The following is a 16,718-nucleotide window of genomic DNA, read 5'->3' on the forward strand; positions in this document are numbered from 1 at the left end:
TCCCCCAGCCTTTGGCCAGCGCCGATAATGGAGATTCTGTAAGGTTGCGACTCCTTGCGCGTTTGGCCGCTACGCCATCCCGAGCGAGACCCGGTTACGTTCGGGCTGGATCTCAAGAATCTTCACGGAAATACTTTGCCCAACTTCAAACTTGCTCACTTGGTTCCCATTCATTGTCTGTGGCAGTCGAGAGTTGTGAATTAGTCCGTCGATTCCATCTCCAAGAGTTACGAAAACTCCAAAGTTCGTGAGGTTCTTGACTGTTCCCGCGATGGTGCTTCCGACCTTAAGCCGCGACCAATCTTCCTCATTTGGGGTTCTTCGCTGCTTCCTAGCCACCGAAGGCTTTTCCACGCCCTCCCGATTCTTTCGAGTATGATTCGCAGCCGTTTGAGGCGGGACCATTGGTGCGGCGCGAGAAGCAGACCTTCCCCGAGGCTCGGGAAGGTCTCCAACTACCTCTATGGCCTGCTGTCGGATCTGGTCCAGGTACCTCTCGTAAGCTTGATCAGCAAGAGCTCGATCGCGAATTAGAGTCCCTTCCTCCATCCGATAGCGCCGGCTGCTATCACCCCTGAATGAAAGCCAGTTGAAGCTTGTGGTTACGTAAAAGTCATCGCCGACTAGAACTTTGGCATGAGTGTTTTTCAACCTCACTACCGCCAATTGATTCTTTCTGCCGGCTGCTGCGTGAAGGCCGGCCAAAGCCGAGTCGATTTTCGGGTTGTCCTCGTAACCCCAAGCAATGGTCACTGGACACCTGTGTGCCAGCCTCTCAAGCTGGCGGATCCACTCTTTCGTTACCACCGCACTCGTTATCCATGGACTGATGATGAGCAGCCGCCTCCGGCTCTTCGTCAAAGCCTCATCGAGAATGAGCGGATGCTCGTATGTTCCTAACCACCGGACTGCCGCTGATTCAATGGTTTTCCCAGCCTCAAGCTGGTCGTCAGTTGTAGCACTAGCCCCGTCCGTCGCTTGTTCCACCGTATCGGCCAGGGCTTGTAGTCGGAGAACCTCGTCACGCCCCAACTTTTTGGCAGGCTCAGGGAAGCCGAGGGAAAGGTCGCTCGGTGGCAAGGGCTGCGGCCCCTCAACTCGGATACCGAGTCGTTCGGCGACGCCCATCCTTTCAAGAGCTACTTCGTGGTCCGGGCTCCAAATGCCGTCAATGTCGATGCCAAGACGAATTGAATCATTATCAATCCCCTTATAGATCAGCAGAGTGGCTTCCTTAAAATACCTCCGGTTCTCCGTGACGCCTAGCGCGCCAAGGATCCTGTTGACCTGGTTCCTGCCCGCCAAGATAGGGCCAAGGTTTGCTGGAGAGAGTTCGTCTATAGTTACCGGCTCACCTGTCGCCGGCGGCAGCCTAAAGAGGCCTTCCGTGTTCCTCGCGTCCCACTCACGTGTAAGGGATCTCTTTGTCCACGCGACAGGAGTGCGGGTAATCCGATCGAACATGACCGACAGGGTGACAACTTTGGGAGCTGCGGCTACTACGCCGTCCACGGCGTCCAGCCCAGGAGGCAATAGTTGAATGTTGCGCTGCTTGTTGTCCTGTGCCCGGTAATCGATCATCTCGAGTTGCAGCAAAGAACTGATTACGTTGGCCGTGTCGGTACTCTCAAGGCCTAAGAACCAGGAAAGCTCTTCTAGGGTGTTTATTCCCTTTGAGACCGCCAGTAGGGTGTATCGCTCCGCCACGCCAAGGTCAGTTGCTCGCTCTGCCAACACGTCGACGGTAAGTACGGAAGCCGGGATAGCGCAGGGCTCGGCGGCCACGAGGAGGTGGCCGGGAATTGCGTGGGCGTGTCGGCGGGCTGCTCGAACCAGTGCGTCAGTCACACAAACTCCATTCCACAGCCCTTGGCATTGCTGATGTGTTCAAGCACTCTCTTGAGTGGCCCATCCTTGGCAGCGCAGAACTCCGAGTCTCCTACAACCCACAGAAGTTCCCTCGCCCGAGAGAGCGCCACGTTGATGCGTCCTTCGCCGAAGGATTCAGCTAGGAACCCCATCTCGAGACGAGCATTGCTCCGGGTGACGGAGAAAATGACGACGTCGGCCTCCTGTCCCTGCACCGCGTCGATTGTCTTTACTTTGACCTCGAGGTGGGGAAGCCGGAGACTTCGGATCGCGCGATCCAGCATTAGAAGCTGTCGCTGGTATCCCGTGAGAACTAGAACCTCGACGGAGGCTCCGTCAAGTCGTCGGACCTCACCTTTGGCGACCTTTTCGTCGAGCTGGCGGAGGCGGTCGCACACGATATCAACCTCGACTGAGTTAGAGGAACTTCTAACCTGTGACGAGTCCTCATATCGTTTCTCTCGTCTGCTAGTCGAATACCAAACGACCCGAGATTGGTCACGAAGCGCATGTCCGTCTAGGGAGGGATGTGGGTCATGCACCAACTGCTCGCCGTAAAAGGTCTTGGAAATCAAATTCCCTATGGGAAGCGCCATTCGGTGCTGAGTGATGAGGCTGGCCCGACACTCTTGGGGTGATTCAGCCACCAAGATACTAAAGAGGGAATCAGTTCCAAGGAGTTCGTTGAGATCATAGGCTTCGACAATTTCAGGGTAATCCATGACCTCTTCGCGCATGGGTGGGAGTTGCTTAGTATCGCCAACGAGAACCCACCGCCTTGAACGGACCATCGGCACGAAGAGTTCAGTCGACGTCGCTCGGGAAGCCTCGTCGACGATACAAAGATCGAAGTCGATGTCGCGGACGTTCTGGTTGCTAAGGAAGCCCATACAAGTGCCAGCGATAACAGATTGTTTAGGTAAGAAGAGCAATTCAGCTGAACGGGGATCCTGGAGACTGGCGAGCCAATCTGCTTGGGCATGCATGATGTCCCTCAGATTTTCGGCCTCCGCCTGGCCGTCCAAACAGGATGTGGACAGTTGTGTGAGCCCACTTATGCTAAGCGGTACATCGACTCTTACACCCTGCCTTTCCACGTGGGCCTGAACTGCCTCTACTGCCGCATCAGCGGCCTGCTCAGCTCTCGTGAGCCGATCCCGCAGTTCGTCCGCGACGTCATCGTCGCCTGTCGCGGAGTCGAATGCTTCGAGCTCCTCTTGGCGGCGGTCCTTCAGTCTTAATGCGGCGGCAGCTTCCTCAGCAGCGAAGGCAAGGTGGAGGCGTGGGGCTGAGACCCCAGCCGAAGCAACGAGTTGTTCGAGTCCCTGCGCAGCCCGCTGCCTGACCTCCGCGATCCAAGCCCGCAACTTATTCGGTAGCAGTAGGTGAGCCGCGTCTACGGCAACCCGATCCTCACGTGTGGAAAGACGGACGATGCCAGATACACCGGCTTTGTCTAAGCGACTTACTGCGTTGTCCAACGCAACGTGCATCTGACTTACGAGCAGGATTCGGTCGTTTGGCCGGGCCTGAAGATGCTGTGCAACCAGCTCACATATAAAAGAGGTCTTACCAGTTCCCGGGGGACCTTCCACCAGAAAGAGATCCGGGGCACCGAGGGCGTTTGCCACCGCCACGCGCTTGTCATCGTCGAGGTTCACGTGCTGGGATGCAAATTCGACCGGACGAGAAGGGGAACTTCCTGATGGATCTAATACGAGACTCCGTAGATCCGTGCGGAGGCTTCGTTCGTCTCGGATGGCGCCGAGTGCTTCTCGTTGCCGTCGCACAGCCGAGGTAGAGGCAGTGCGGTTGCGGACGAGGAGACCGTCCTCGGGAAAATCGTCAGGATTTCCATTTATTCGGACGAGGGCTTCATCACCGTCAACCTCCTCCACGTTGCAGGGCACGTTGATCGTGGATGGACGTGAGTTATCGCGGGCCAGCAGATCCTGGTCAACGATGTCCTCGCGAGGTTCGTTGGTCAATCGCAGTTTCGCAGTGTTCCATGAACGGGACTCAAGGCTGTAACCGACCGGGTCTTCCAGCTTCCGGTCCAATTCCTCCTTAGCCTCGATGAGCCGTGACCACCCGTCGAGCCGCGCTTGGCGAAATCGTTCACTTTCACGGTCTTCAGCATCCTGGATGGCTTGGCTCAGAAGGCTACGCAATGCCCTGGCCGCTTGAATTGCAGCAAGCTGCTGCCTTGGTGGTCGTGCCGTCCAGATGTATTCGTCCGACGGAAGGAGTACTGCTCCGGGCATTCGCCGGCGGCGCTCCAACTCGTAAAAGTCACGGACGCCTGCTCGATTGCACACCATGCCCTGACTCGTGTGTTGCACATGAAGAAGCAGCTCGTCTCCTACAAGATCAAATTCATCGGGTGTAAGAGGTGCCCCCGGCCCTGGCATCGACACGGACCTGCGGGGCACGGCGTACGTCGCACTACCCATAAGGGTTTCGACAGTTTGCTCGGGGCTTAGGTCCAGACGTTCACGTTGCAGTTGCGCTCTTGCTTGCGGTGCAAGCGTCAGCACCAGCTGGGTCTGGGCGCGCCATTTCCTGCTTCTATCGGTGTGCATCTTCCGCAGCTCGAAGTCTAAAATCTGGCCGTCCTTCGGCCTGACGCTCGGGTCATTGCTCAGGCAGCGCTTCAGGAGATCCATGGCGCGGTCGGGGACGTCAATGCCGTCGCGACTATCCGAAAGTGCCCTGTCGATGTCCGAATACGTCTTTAACTCGAAAGGAACAAGACAGCGTAAAAGGGTTGCCGCCAGTCCATGAACATCCCTATTCGAAGCTGCCTTCGTTACTCGCTCAGGTGGTGCAAAGGGAGTTGAAGCATGATCGACAACTGTTGCATCACCTGGAGCTGCAACTTGGCTTTTGATCTTGCTGATACCAAAGTCAGCCAGAAGCGGCTTGCTCCCGTCCCAAAGAATGTTTGTTGGTTTGATGTCCCGGTGGAGCACATTCTGAGCGTGCGCGTGGGCCAGGGCATGTGAGAGGGGAAGCCCGACATTTTCGCACAAATCGTCCCACCCAGGGGGCTCATCGAGAGCCGCTAGCCAATCGACCAAGGTGCTCGGAATCCACTCGAGCACGATGTAGTAAACGCCCAACGAGGCGTCGAAACCCTTATCGAGAAGACCGGTGATATTCGGGTGATCGAGCCTGGCGAGGGCATCCGTCTCCCTATGAAAGAAGACAGTATTTATAGGGTCTTGCGTTCCTGGGATTACCTTGACGGCAACAAATCGTCCGTTGTCGACAAGGTCGACAGCCTTGAAAACGTCACCCTGTCCACCCTGCCGCCGACTACCAATAATTTCCGCGTACCGACCAGCGATGAACTCTTGCGCCATTCCCCCACCTTGAACCAAGAATACGTGTGCTTCATCATCCTAGATACAAGCACCGACAGCGCGGATTTCCAGGCTCCAAGAGGACAATTTGCGCAAACCTTGATGTCCATCCAGTCTTCAGGATTTGTCATCGTGCCAAGGGTATCGACCCAGGGGATGGATTGCGAGCAGGCAGATATAAGCTCAAGGCAGTAAATGAATTCGTTCCATCGTTGGGCGCAGAATTTGCTTGGAGCAGAGAAGCTTTCCGCGGGGGAGGAGACGGGCTTACTCCACTCTTGCTTGACGGAGGTATTGGCAGACGGTTTCCCTGTTGATTCCGTGGTCACGTGCAAGGACGACTTTCGGGATGCCATTGCCGGCGGGGTGGACGAGTTCGGCCGCCCGCTCCGGTGTGAGCGTCTTCTTCCGGCTCTTGTGGACGCCGCGCTGCTAGGCCAAGGCAATGCCTTCGCGCTGGCGTTCCCGGCTCAGGGCCCGCTCGAAGTCGGCGAAGGCACCCATGACGGCAGCATAAGGTTCGCCATGGGGGAGTCCTCGCCGGTGAAGACAGGATGCTCTTTGAGGAACTCCAACTGCACCCCTCGTTACGTAAGTCCCTGGACCAGTGCGCGCAGATCGTCGAGGTTCCGGGCTAGGCGGTCCATGCTGTGCACAACAACGGTGTCCCCGTCCCGGACGAACCGCAGCAGCTCGTTCAGCTGCGGCCGCGCGGTGTCCCTGCCGGAGGCCTTGTAGGTGAACAGCCGGTCCAGGACCTCGCCCTCCAGCTGACGTCGCTCATTCTGGTCAAGCGTGTTGACCCGCACGTAACCGATTCGCTGTCCATGCTCGCCGGCCTCCAACCCTTAGGTATGAACGAGTGTCAGCTCGGGCAAGGAAACACGTCAAGACTTCCGCGCAGGCGGACCGGCTCGCACCCGGTGGATTGTCCACGGGCGGCACGGCAAAGCCATCGCCGCTGATGCACGTGTCGGGACGCTCTTCCCGGGAAACAACGCCGCCATGGTGTACGTTGCTCTCTGGTCAGACAGGAAGCCGACAGAGAACAGAGAAGAGAACCGCCAAACATGGCTACCGACTACGACGAAGTCCGCTCCGACGTCAAGGAATCTCAGGAGAGTTCCTTGGAGGCGTTGAAGTCCGCCAGCGCTCCGGATGCCCGCAGCGTCGTCACCGAGCTCGATGAAGCGGACGCCCTGGACGAAGGGCTGACTCCCGGCGGGGAAATCGTCTCCGAGGAGCTCATCGTCCAGGTCATCCCGCAGGGTGCGGACGAGTTCACCTGCTCATCCTGTTTCCTGGTCCGTCACCGGTCCCAGCTGGCACGGCAAAGCAATGGCCAGTGGTACTGCATCGAGTGCGAAGGCTGAGCCCCGGAAACGGCAGAACCGGGCGGCCGACGGCCAGTGCACAAAGTCCCAAAATGATGCAACTGATGCAGTACGCCGTTCTCTACTTGACATAACGTCGGCTATCGGTCAGAGACGTTTTCTTAGCCGAGGCAGGGGAGTGGCTGCCTTCCGATCCTGGGCGGTCGCAGCCCAGGATCGGAAGCAGCACCTAGCGCTTTCCGTATTTACGGTGGACGGCTTGCTTGCTCGCGCCCAGGCACAGCGCGATGGCTTCCCAGGAAAGGCCGGCCTGCCGGGCCTTCCTGACCAGTGACGCTTCTGTTCGCCCGACTTCCTTCTGCAGCTGGGCGACCGCCTGCAGGGCTTCAGCCGGTCCTTTCCCGTCCATGGATGCAACCAAAGTCTTCATCCGATCCACCTCCATGCGTCAACATTAGTTGACGCCAGGGGGTGGGTCAACATATGTTGACGACCTGCCGAGCACTGAGGCTGTCTCGTGAACCCACGAGGAACGTGCGCGTGGACTGGACACCCGAGAGCAGGTGATCACTTCTGTTGGATGCCGGGCGACATCTTGCGCCGGCAAGCGGTCCCACGAGAAACTCGAGGAACGCGCGCTGAATTGATGAAAATTTGGACGGCGGGATACCAGGGAAAACGGAGGCAACGATGCCGCCGCTCCTGTCTGGCGGCAAAGATGCCGCCACAAGATCCCGCAGACGAAAGGATCGGAATGGCAGGAATGTTCGAACTATTTATCGACACCGAATCTGCGTTCAGGTTCCGGCTCACAGCACCAGATGGAACTGTCATGGCAGTGTCCAAGCCCTTCGATACCAAGACCGACGCCGTTGCCGGCATCGCCGCCGTGCGCGAATATGCCGGCATGGGACTGATCACCGACCACAGCACAACAACCACAAATGCGGCACCGCCGGCCACCTGGACTGACCCCGGCAGTCAAACTGACGATTCCCCGCGCATGCCAAAAATCGACTTCCACACCCGCGCCAGGGCGGTCCGCCGGGCCGTCTCGGGCCCCCGCTGGGCCGGGGCAATCCACAGCCTTTCCTGAACCGCCGGGGAGGGGCGCGGGGACCCCTTTCAGCGCCAGCTTTACATAAGGTCCACGGCCTTGATGAGAGTCTGCTGCGTCCGTCGGCCTCTTGTCCCAACATACGAAGAAGGTCAAGGGTGGTCATCCTCAGCTCCATAGGCGTGCTGGTAAAAGAGCGGCGTCAGGTGGACCTGAGGAGTGCTGTCGAGTTCTCGGATCAGCTGCCGTGCCTCCGCAATAACCTCCCCATCGTTCCGGGAATCTGGTTAAGGTCGCGGGTTCGATCCATATAAACGGGCCGTCAAGGTACCTACCCCTACTTCTTCGTCATCCGATACCGTTCGATCTGCCGCAGCCGCCGCAGGAGGCTGTCGCGCCGCGGGTGCGGGACGGCGTCGGGCCCTTCCGCGGTGAGGTCGATGTGCTTGGTGCCGTACTGCCACAGGAGGAGGTCGTCCAGGAGCCGGTCCGGCCCGGGGGAGTAGCGGTGGTCCAGGGCCTTGCGGACCTCCGTGATGCGGTTGGCACTGAGCAGCCCGGCCAGCTGCATGGTCTGGTTCAGGCCGTGCGCGGCGAGGAGTTCGGCGGCCCAGCCCCAGTCGTCGTCCACCTTGCGGTCAACGTGGGGGAGCAGCGTGCGCCACACGTCCCGGATCCGGTTGGGCGTGAGCGGCGCGGCCCCTTCGCCGTCCACGTCCCAGAAGCTGCGGACTTCCTCATACCGTTCGTGCAGGTCGGCGAAGGCCGTCTCCACGGTTTCCAGCATGGCCGCGGTGGCGGTGAACTGCCGGTCGAAGTGCGGGGTCCAGGCGCGAGGGTCCTCGGCCTTGAACCGGATGTCGTGCTCGATCTCGCTCCATGCGTGGGCGAAGATGGTGCGGATCTGGCACTCGAAAAAGTAGCTGCCATTGGGCTGCAGGTCCGGGTTGAAGACCTGCTGGTATTCCTTGACGGCCTCGTTCTGGATGGTGCGCAGGATGAGGTGGCGGCTGGAATACCCGTATGTGCCGCTCTCGATGGAGCCGATGTCCTTCTCGCGGTCGCCGCGGCAGTCAAACAGCTGCCGTTGGCGCTTGATGATGTTGGCCACGGCGGCGTTCTCGGCCGGCAGCTTGGTGATCACCCGGATGCCCACCATGTCATTCAGCGTGCGGAAGGGGTCCGGGAACTTCAGGAGCCGCCGGCCGCCGGGTTCCAGCGGCTCCTCCGTGCGGGAGATCTTCTCCTTGAACGATTCCACCGTCTTGGTGCGGCCGGTGACAAACAGCGGCGTGACCTCGCTGTCCTTCAGCATGTCCCGCAGAACCAGCAAAACGTCCCGGGTAACCAGCTTCAGGGCAGGCCGGACGCGCTCATAGATCTCCACGTTGTGCTGCACCGACTCACGCAGCGGCTCGTCCAGGTTTTCCCAGTTACTCGGCATGGTCCCAGCTTACGGCGGGGGTCCGACAGGAAGCCTTTGGGCCCCCTACGTTTCGGCGGCCGACGTGGACCCGCGCACCACCAGGGAGCTCTCGAGGATGAGTTCCTCCTGCTCCAGCGGCCGGCCTTCCATCAGGCGGCGGAGCTGCTCCCCGGCCTTCAGGCCCAGCAGCGCCGCGGGCAGGTGCACGCTGGTCAGGCCCGGGCTGCTGGTAGCGGAGTACGGCAGGTCGTCGAAGCCGGCAACCGCCAACTCCTCCGGAATCCGGACCCCTTCCACCCGGGCTTCCTGCAGCACACCGTAGGCGTGGGTGTCCGTGGCACAGACGACGGCGGTCACCCCCTGGCGCTGCCAGTCCGGCCACGCTGCGGCAAAGGCCGCCGCGGCCTCGCCAACGTCGATGGTGGTGGCAGGGATATGCTGCGGATCCACCGCCATGCCCCGGGCGGCCGCTTCGGCCAGGAACGCCTCGCGGCGGATGGCAAAAGTTTCGGTTCCGGTCACGCTGTCCAGGTAGGCCACGCGCCGGTGCCCGGCCCCGGCGAGGTGGGCGGCCAACTCCCGGGCGCCCTGCGCGACGTCCAGATTGACCGCGGGAGCAACCGATTCCAGGCCGGGTGCGTCCAGCAGGACCAGGGGCCCGGCCACGGACAGATCGGCCAGGAAGTCCGCGTTCGGTGCGTCAACCAGGAGCCCTGCCGGCCGCAGGGACATCAGCTTCCGGACGTCGTCGGCCTTGGGGAATTCGCCCGAATCGGTGACGGAGAGCAGCAGCTGGTAGTTGGGCCCCAGGGATTCCCGCACCCCGCCGATCACCTTGGCGAAGAACGGATTGGAGATGTCCGGCGCCACCAGGATCACGATTGAACTGACGCCCTTGGCCAGCGAGCTCCCGATGCCGTCCACCACGTACCCCAGCTCGGCGATGGCCTCCCGCACCCGGGAAATGTTGTCCTCGGACACCCGGCCCGCCGTCTTGCCGTTGGCCACCAATGACACCGTGGCCACGGAGACGCCGGCCCGCGCCGCCACCATGGCTGCCGTCACCCGCCGGGGCCGCGCCCGCTGCTGCACCTGTTCCCCGGAATCCATACTTCGATCCTATCCGCCGCAGGGAACACCAGGGGCAGCAACGCATCAAGCGTTTGACGTGCGGCAATACCTCCCCAACGTTAAGCGTTTGACGTTGGGCGCAAAAGCCTGCCATGATCACTCCCGGAAGACTGAATCCCTGCCTCCCCGGCAGGCCCCAATGACGTGGAGAACCATCGTGGAACTAGATCCCCGGCCCGTAGACAGCCACCCAAAGCCCCGGAAGATCATCCTGGACTGCGACCCCGGCCACGATGATGCCGTGGCCCTGCTGCTGGCGCACGGCAGCCCGAACATCGAACTGCTGGCCGTCACCACGGTGGTGGGCAACCAGACCCTTGAAAAGGTCACCCGCAACGCCCTGGCCGTCGGTACCATCGCCGGGATCACCGGCGTCCCCTTCGCCGCCGGCTGCCCGCGGCCCCTGGTCCGCAGCATCGAAACCGCGCCGGACATCCATGGCGAGTCCGGCATGGACGGCCCCGCCCTCCCGGAGTCCACCATCGAACTGGACCCGCGCCACGCCGTCGACCTCATCATCGACACTGTCATGGCGCACGAGCCCGGCACCGTCACCCTGGTCCCCACTGCCGGCCTGACCAACATCGCCATGGCCGCCCGCAAGGAACCGCGCATCGTGGAACGCGTCCGGGAAGTGGTCCTCATGGGCGGCGGCTACCACGTGGGCAACTGGAGCGCCGTGGCGGAGTTCAACATCATCATCGACCCCGAGGCCGCGCACATCGTCTTCAATGAAAAATGGCCGGTGGTGATGGTGGGCCTTGACCTCACCCACCAGGCGCTCGCCACCCCCGAGGTCGTGGAAAAGATCGCCGCCATCGGCACCACCCCGGCCAAATTCGTCACCGAGCTGATGGACTTCTTCGCCCACACCTACAAGGACGCGCAGGGCTTCGATCACCCGCCGGTCCATGATCCGTGCGCCGTGGCCTACGTGATCGACCCCAGCATCGTCAGCACCCGCAAGGTGCCGGTCAACATCGAACTGCAGGGCGCCCTCACGCTCGGCATGACCGTGGCGGACTTCCGCGCCCCCGCCCCCGCCGACTGCCACACCAGCGTGGCCGTGGACCTGGACCACGCGCGCTTCTGGGACCTGGTCACCGACGCGCTGGAACGCATCGGCGAGCCAATCACCAAAGGCAACGCGTCCGACGTCGAACGCCAGGCCAGTGCCTCCCTCACCGCCGGAGGGGTCAAGTAAATGACTGCCACGATGACCGAAACCAAGACCGGCCGCGGCAACATCGCCGCCCTCATGACCGCACTGCTGGCAGCCTGCGTGGCCTTCCAGCTCAACGCCTCCATGCTCAGCCCCGCCCTGGTCACCATGGGCGAGGAGCTCAACACCGACCAGGCCGTCATCGGCCTCTCCCAGACCTGGTTCTTCACCGCCGCCGCCCTCTTCTCCCTCTTCCTGCCCCGGCTCAGCGACATCGTGGGCCGCAAGAAGGTCCTGGTGGGCATGATGGTGCTGATGGCCGCGGGGTCCGTCATCGCGGCCCTCGCCCCGGACGTCACGTGGCTCTTCGTGGGCCGCATCATCCAGGGCGTCAGCGGACCCACCGTGCCGCTGTGCCTGATCATGCTGCGTTCTGCGGTCAGCAACCCGCGGAAATACGGCACCCTGATGGGCCTCATCACCGCGGTCAACGGCGGCGTGGCCGGCGTGGACTCCTTCGTGGGCGGCTACTTCGCGGAGCACTTCGGCTTCCGCAGCATCTTCTGGCTCATGGTGGTGCTGGCCGCCGCCGCCACCGCCCTGATCATGGTCCTCGCGGCGGAAAGCAAGCCTGCCGCCGGCACCCGGATGGACTGGCTGGGCGTGTTCTTCATCGTGGTGGCCGTCGGCGCCCTGCTGACCGCACTGAACGAGGCCTCCAAGCTGGTGGGCGGCTTCTCCGCCACAACGCTGATGCTGAGCCTGGCGCTGGTACTGGTGTCCGCCGTCGCGTTCTTCGCCTTCTGGCGCACCGAACAGCGCGCCGCGCAGCCCATGGTGGAAACCGTGCACCTGCGCCAGCGCTCCACCTGGGCTCCGCTGCTCACCACCACGCTGACCATGACCGGCATCTTCGCCGTCATCAACGGCATCGTTCCCGCCTACGTCCAGGCCGCCAACCCCGGGTTCGGCGTGGGCCCCACCGAAATGTCGCTGATCATCCTCACCCCGTACGCCCTGCTGGGCTGGCTGGTGGGCCCGATCAGCGGAAAACTGGCTCCGGTCCTTGGCTACACCAGGGTGCTCCGGATCGGCCTCCTGGGCAGCATCGCCGCGCTGGCGCTGATTGCCTTCCTGGGCCTGGACAGCCTGCCCCTGATGATCGCCGGCACGGTCTTGCTGGGCATCATGTACGCCGGTACGGTCAACATCATGCTCAACGGACTCGGTGTTGTCCTCTCGCCCGCCGGAAACCCCGGCTTCCTGCCCGGCATGAACGCCGGCGCGTTCAACCTGGGCGCAGGCCTCAGCTTCCTGATCCTGCCGGCCGTGCTGGTGGCGACGTCGGCACTTGGCGACGCGACGGCCTCCTACCTCACCGTCGTGGTCGTCGGCTTGGCACTGACCGTCGCCGCCTTCGCCGCGTCCCTGCTGATCCCCAAGCCGGTTGAAGCTGAGGTGGCTGAATGAGTACCGCGGCCGGCAGCACGGGCCGGATCGTCGTCGTCGGCTCCCTCAACGCCGACCTCACCATCTACTGCGAACGCCTGCCGCAGCCGGGCGAAACCGTCCAGGGCAACGGATTTGCCGTGAACCCGGGCGGCAAGAGCGCCAACCAGGCGGTGGCCGCCGGCCGACTGGGCGGCCACGTCAGCCTGGTGGGTGCCGTGGGAAAGGACGCCAACGGAGCCATGCTCGAGGCCTCGGTGGCAGGGGCCGGCGTGGATGTGGGGCACGTGCGGACCTCCACTGAGCCCACCGGCGTCGCGGTCATCGCCGTGGACGCCCGTGGCGAGAACAACATCATCATCTCCGCCGGGGCCAACGGCACTCTGTCCCCGGCCGACGTCGCGGACGCCGGGGACGTGCTGGAGGAGGCCGCCGTGGTGAGCCTCTGCCTTGAGGTCGGCATGGACACGGTGCTGGCCGCAGCCCGGGCAGGGCACGACGCCGGCGCAACGGTCCTGCTGAACCTCTCGCCCTACGCGGAGATTCCGTCAGCCCTGGCCGGATTGGCTGACGTGCTGCTGGTCAACGCCCACGAGGCCGCGCTGTTCCTTGGTGTTTCCGTGCCGGGTGCCGGCGCGCCAGCCGACGAGTGGGAAGCGGCGCGGGAGCGGTTTGCCGCCCGGGGCATCCAGCAGGTACTGGTGACGCTCGGTTCGCAGGGCTCCGTGGTGCTGGACTCGCTGGCGTCTCCCGGCTCCCGCGTGACGTCCGTTCAACCCACCCAGGTGCACGCGGTGGACACCACCGGTGCCGGGGACGCGTTCACGGGAGCAGTTGCCGTGCGGCTTGCGGCGGGGGATGCGCTCGCCGATGCCGCCGCCTTCGCCTCCGTTGCCGCGGCCCTGGCAACCACCCGCAAAGGGACCCAGGCAGCGTACCCGGACACGGCCGACGTCGAACGCCGCCTCCGCGCGTCCTGACGCCGCCGGCGGGGCCGGCCGGTGAGGCTAGGCCCGCGCCTGGGCCCGGACCGAGGCCCGCTCCACTGGCGGGCAGTGGATCTTGGCGGCCCCGTCTGTGGCGGCGTCGATGCCCAGGAGGGTCCGCACACCGGCCGCGCCCAGCTCATAGTGCGGCAGGGACACGGTGGACAGCGGCGGGCGAAGGTGGGCGGCGATGACCTCCTGGTTGTCGAAGCCCACCACCGCCATGTCGTCCGGGATGGACAGGCCCCGCTCCCGCAGGCCGTCGTACAGGCCCATGGCCATTCGGTCGTTGTAGCAGTACACCGCCGTCACGTCGCGCGTGAGGAGTTCCGCGGTTGCCCCGTAGCCGCCCTCCTGGTCCGGATAGGCCTCCATCACCAGCCCGGGATCGAACGCCACCCCGGCCTCCTCGAGGGCTTCGCGGTAGCCGGCCAGGCGTCCGTCCTTGGCCGGAGCGGGAATGGTGGCGTTGATGAAGGCGATGCGGCGGTGGCCGTTCCGAAGCAGGATTTCGGTGGCGGAGCGGCCGCCCTGGACCTCGTCCGGAACCACGGCGCGGGTGCCCGGCTCGTCGGAGAAGCAGTTGACCAGGACGAACTCGGCTTCGCGCAGCGGCTCCGGGATCTCGGTCTGCCGGTGGAACCAGGTGGAGTACAGGATGCCGCGCACCTTGTACTCGAGCATCATCTTGATGGCGTCCTGTTCCAGTTCGCCGTTGCCCTCGGTGTTGGCGATGAGCAGGGCGTACCCGTGCTTCCATGCCTCGTCCTGGGCGCCGTGGATGATCTGGCCCGCGAAGGGGGTGGTGGCCACGCCGTCGGCCACGAGCCCGATGAACTTCGAAGTCCCGCTGACCAGCGTCTTGGCCATGGCGTTGGGCCGGTATCCGAGGGTGCGGATGGCGTCCTTGACGCGTTGCCGGGTCTCCTCGGCGATCCTGGCGCTCTTCTTCTTGTTGACCACAAGGGAGACGGTGGCCGTGGAGACTCCGGCGGCTTCGGCCACTTCGCGGAGGGTCACCGGATGGGCGCGTTCTGGCATCCGCGGCGGTTGGGCGCTGGGCGCCGGCCCGCCTGGCTTGTTCTCCGTTGACATCTTCTGGCCTCCGTCTGGAGTATATCTGCCTGCCGTGGCGGTCATCCCTTGGTCGCCCCGCTTTCGAGGCCCTGGATCATGGCCTTGTTGAGCACCAGGAACACCAGCAGCAGCGGCGTGATGGTGACGCACACGGCGGCGAAGGTTGCCGTCCAGTCCACCTTGCCCATGGCGCCGATGTAGTTCTGCAGGCCCAGCGGAATGGTCTTCAGCTCCTCGGACAGGACGAACGTGTTGGCGAAGATGAAGTCGTTCCAGATGAAGATGCTGTTGACCAGCACCACCGTGACCACGGTGTTCAGGGACAGCGGCAGGGTGATCAGCCCGAAGATCCGGTAGGGCCCGGCGCCGTCCAGGGAGGCCGCCTCATAGGTTTCCTTGGGGATGTACTCGTAGAACGAGCAGAACAGGTACACGGACATGGGCAGGGAAAACCCGGCCAGCGGGATGATCATGGACTGGTACGTGTCCAGCAGGTTCACCGTGGAGTAGTCGATGAACAGGGGGACCAGGGCGATCTGGACCGGCACGATGATGCCGATCAGGAACAGCCCGCGGACCAGTTTGCTGAGCCGGAAGCCCAGCACCTGGATGGCGTAGGCGGCCATCATGCCCAGCAGGACGATGAGGATGTTGGCGCCCATGGTCACCACGAAGCTGTTGAGGATGTTCCGGCCCAGGTCGCCTGTTTCGAATGCCCTGGCGTAGTTGTCCCACGTCAGGGCGCCGGGCAGGGCGAAGGGGTCGCCGGTCGCGAAGTCGTGTTCGGTGCGGAGGCTGGTGAGGAACAGCCACGCGAGCGGGTAGACCTGCACGATCACGATCAGCATGATCAGCACGCGGGACAGGGTCCGGAACAGGTCCGGCCGGCGCCTGCGGCGTGGTGCGGCCGGCGTGGGCGGGACGACGGCGGCGGGCCGGGTGGGCGGGGCTGCCTGGGTGATCATGCGTCTGCCTTCCGCTTGAGCAGGAACAGGATGAGGCCGACGGCCACGAGGCACTCCACCACGATGAACACCGAGATGGTGCTGGCGTAGCCGAAGTCCGTGCTGGTGAACGCGGTCTTGTACATGTAGGTGGTGAGCAGTTCCGAGGACTGGCCCGGACCGCCGTTGGTCATCAGGTAGGGGATGTCGAAGCCGCGCAGCCCGTAGGTGGTGGCCATGATCGTGGTGGTGATCCACACCGGGCGGATGTACGGGAAACGGATCCTGGTGAACAGGGTCCACCGGGAGGCGCCGTCAAGGACCGCGGCTTCCTCCAGCTCCTTGGGCACCGCCAGCAGCGCCGCGTAGATGATGAGCATGTACAGCCCGGTGAAGCGCCAGCCTTCCGGCGCGGACACGGCCGCCAGGACGGTATTGACGTCCGAGAGCCAGGGCCGTTCCAGGCTGCCCAGCCCAATCCAGTGCAGGAGCTGGTTGAGCAGGCCTACCGGCTCCAGCGAGTAGATCCGCACGAAGAGGAAGGCGATGGCCACGGTGGAGATCACGGCAGGCAGCAGGTACAGGGTCTTGATGAGCTCCCGTCCGCGGCGGAGGGAGGTAAGGAGGCTGGCCACCACCAGGGCGCCTCCCAGCTGCAGGACCAGGCAGATGGCCAGGTAGAGGAGGGCGTTCAGGAACGCCCGCCAGAAGATGTCGTCCGCGGTGAACATGCGGAGGTAGTTCTCCAGTCCCACGAATTCCATGTCGCTGATGCCGTTCCAGGAGAAGAAGCTCAGGAACAGGGACTGGAGGATGGGAAAGAGGACGGCCGCGCCGTACAGCAGCAGCGGCGGGAGCAGGAAGACCAGGACTGAGGTCCTCGATCTGTTGGGAAGCATCCTGTTGGGGAGCATGGCT

13 protein-coding genes and 1 pseudogene are annotated in these 16,718 nt (G+C 63.2%); 5 read left to right on the forward strand and 9 right to left on the reverse strand.

Annotated features, from left to right (window positions below; genetic code table 11):
- Positions 1-69 precede the first annotated feature (69 nt).
- The 3 genes and pseudogenes from LDO14_RS00560 to LDO14_RS00570 form a co-directional block, all read right to left on the reverse strand.
- Positions 70-1,848, reverse strand: a complete 1,779-nt coding sequence (locus LDO14_RS00560) for a S1 RNA-binding domain-containing protein (RefSeq protein WP_223993250.1) — start codon at positions 1,846-1,848, stop codon at positions 70-72.
- The gene (locus LDO14_RS00565; protein WP_223993252.1) at positions 1,845-5,234 is read right to left on the reverse strand and encodes a serine/threonine-protein kinase; all 3,390 of its coding nucleotides are present in this window, start codon (positions 5,232-5,234) and stop codon (positions 1,845-1,847) included. The genes LDO14_RS00560 and LDO14_RS00565 overlap by 4 nt, the downstream gene beginning before the upstream one ends.
- A 267-nt stretch (positions 5,235-5,501) precedes the next feature.
- Positions 5,502-6,079: pseudogene (locus LDO14_RS00570) on the reverse strand (recombinase family protein).
- Between the two features lie 225 nt (positions 6,080-6,304).
- On the opposite strand from LDO14_RS00570, the gene LDO14_RS00575 reads away from it, so the two are divergent.
- Complete coding sequence (locus tag LDO14_RS00575; RefSeq protein WP_223993254.1) at positions 6,305-6,607, forward strand: DUF4193 domain-containing protein; 303 nt, start codon at positions 6,305-6,307, stop codon at positions 6,605-6,607.
- A 190-nt stretch (positions 6,608-6,797) separates the two neighbouring features.
- Here the strand turns inward: LDO14_RS00575 and LDO14_RS00580 are convergent, their stop codons facing one another.
- On the reverse strand, positions 6,798-7,013 hold the full coding sequence (locus tag LDO14_RS00580) for an AsnC family protein (protein ID WP_144601454.1): 216 nt from the start codon (positions 7,011-7,013) through the stop codon (positions 6,798-6,800).
- A 309-nt stretch (positions 7,014-7,322) separates the two neighbouring features.
- On the opposite strand from LDO14_RS00580, the gene LDO14_RS00585 reads away from it, so the two are divergent.
- Positions 7,323-7,664, forward strand: coding sequence for a DUF1508 domain-containing protein (locus tag LDO14_RS00585; RefSeq protein WP_144601453.1), 342 nt, complete (start codon positions 7,323-7,325; stop codon positions 7,662-7,664).
- A 298-nt stretch (positions 7,665-7,962) separates the two neighbouring features.
- Here the strand turns inward: LDO14_RS00585 and LDO14_RS00590 are convergent, their stop codons facing one another.
- Positions 7,963-9,069, reverse strand: coding sequence for a (p)ppGpp synthetase (locus LDO14_RS00590; protein ID WP_018770343.1), 1,107 nt, complete (start codon positions 9,067-9,069; stop codon positions 7,963-7,965).
- Positions 9,070-9,114: 45 nt separating this feature from the next.
- The gene (locus tag LDO14_RS00595; RefSeq protein ID WP_018770342.1) at positions 9,115-10,161 is read right to left on the reverse strand and encodes a LacI family DNA-binding transcriptional regulator; all 1,047 of its coding nucleotides are present in this window, start codon (positions 10,159-10,161) and stop codon (positions 9,115-9,117) included.
- A 160-nt stretch (positions 10,162-10,321) separates the two neighbouring features.
- Here LDO14_RS00595 and LDO14_RS00600 point away from each other — a divergent pair, with 160 nt between their 5' ends.
- From LDO14_RS00600 to LDO14_RS00610, 3 genes are read left to right on the forward strand one after another with little or no spacing between them, the layout of a single operon-like run.
- Complete coding sequence (locus tag LDO14_RS00600) at positions 10,322-11,386, forward strand: nucleoside hydrolase (protein ID WP_056388509.1); 1,065 nt, start codon at positions 10,322-10,324, stop codon at positions 11,384-11,386.
- The gene (locus tag LDO14_RS00605; protein ID WP_223993256.1) at positions 11,387-12,814 is read left to right on the forward strand and encodes an MFS transporter; all 1,428 of its coding nucleotides are present in this window, start codon (positions 11,387-11,389) and stop codon (positions 12,812-12,814) included.
- Positions 12,811-13,773 carry a ribokinase gene (locus LDO14_RS00610; RefSeq protein ID WP_018770339.1) on the forward strand — a complete coding sequence of 321 codons (963 nt, stop codon included), beginning with the start codon at positions 12,811-12,813 and terminating at the stop codon, positions 13,771-13,773. The genes LDO14_RS00605 and LDO14_RS00610 overlap by 4 nt, the downstream gene beginning before the upstream one ends.
- A 27-nt stretch (positions 13,774-13,800) precedes the next feature.
- Here LDO14_RS00610 and LDO14_RS00615 read toward each other — a convergent pair whose 3' ends face one another.
- The 3 genes from LDO14_RS00615 to LDO14_RS00625 form a co-directional block, all read right to left on the reverse strand.
- Positions 13,801-14,820 carry a LacI family DNA-binding transcriptional regulator gene (locus LDO14_RS00615; RefSeq protein WP_056388622.1) on the reverse strand — a complete coding sequence of 340 codons (1,020 nt, stop codon included), beginning with the start codon at positions 14,818-14,820 and terminating at the stop codon, positions 13,801-13,803.
- A gap of 95 nt (positions 14,821-14,915) precedes the next feature.
- Positions 14,916-15,821 carry a carbohydrate ABC transporter permease gene (locus tag LDO14_RS00620; protein WP_018770337.1) on the reverse strand — a complete coding sequence of 302 codons (906 nt, stop codon included), beginning with the start codon at positions 15,819-15,821 and terminating at the stop codon, positions 14,916-14,918.
- Positions 15,818-16,699, reverse strand: a complete 882-nt coding sequence (locus tag LDO14_RS00625) for a sugar ABC transporter permease (RefSeq protein WP_056388621.1) — start codon at positions 16,697-16,699, stop codon at positions 15,818-15,820. The genes LDO14_RS00620 and LDO14_RS00625 overlap by 4 nt, the downstream gene beginning before the upstream one ends.
- Positions 16,700-16,718 lie beyond the last annotated feature (19 nt).

It is taken from the genome of Arthrobacter sp. NicSoilB11 (assembly GCF_019977375.1).
GTDB lineage: Bacteria > Actinomycetota > Actinomycetes > Actinomycetales > Micrococcaceae > Arthrobacter.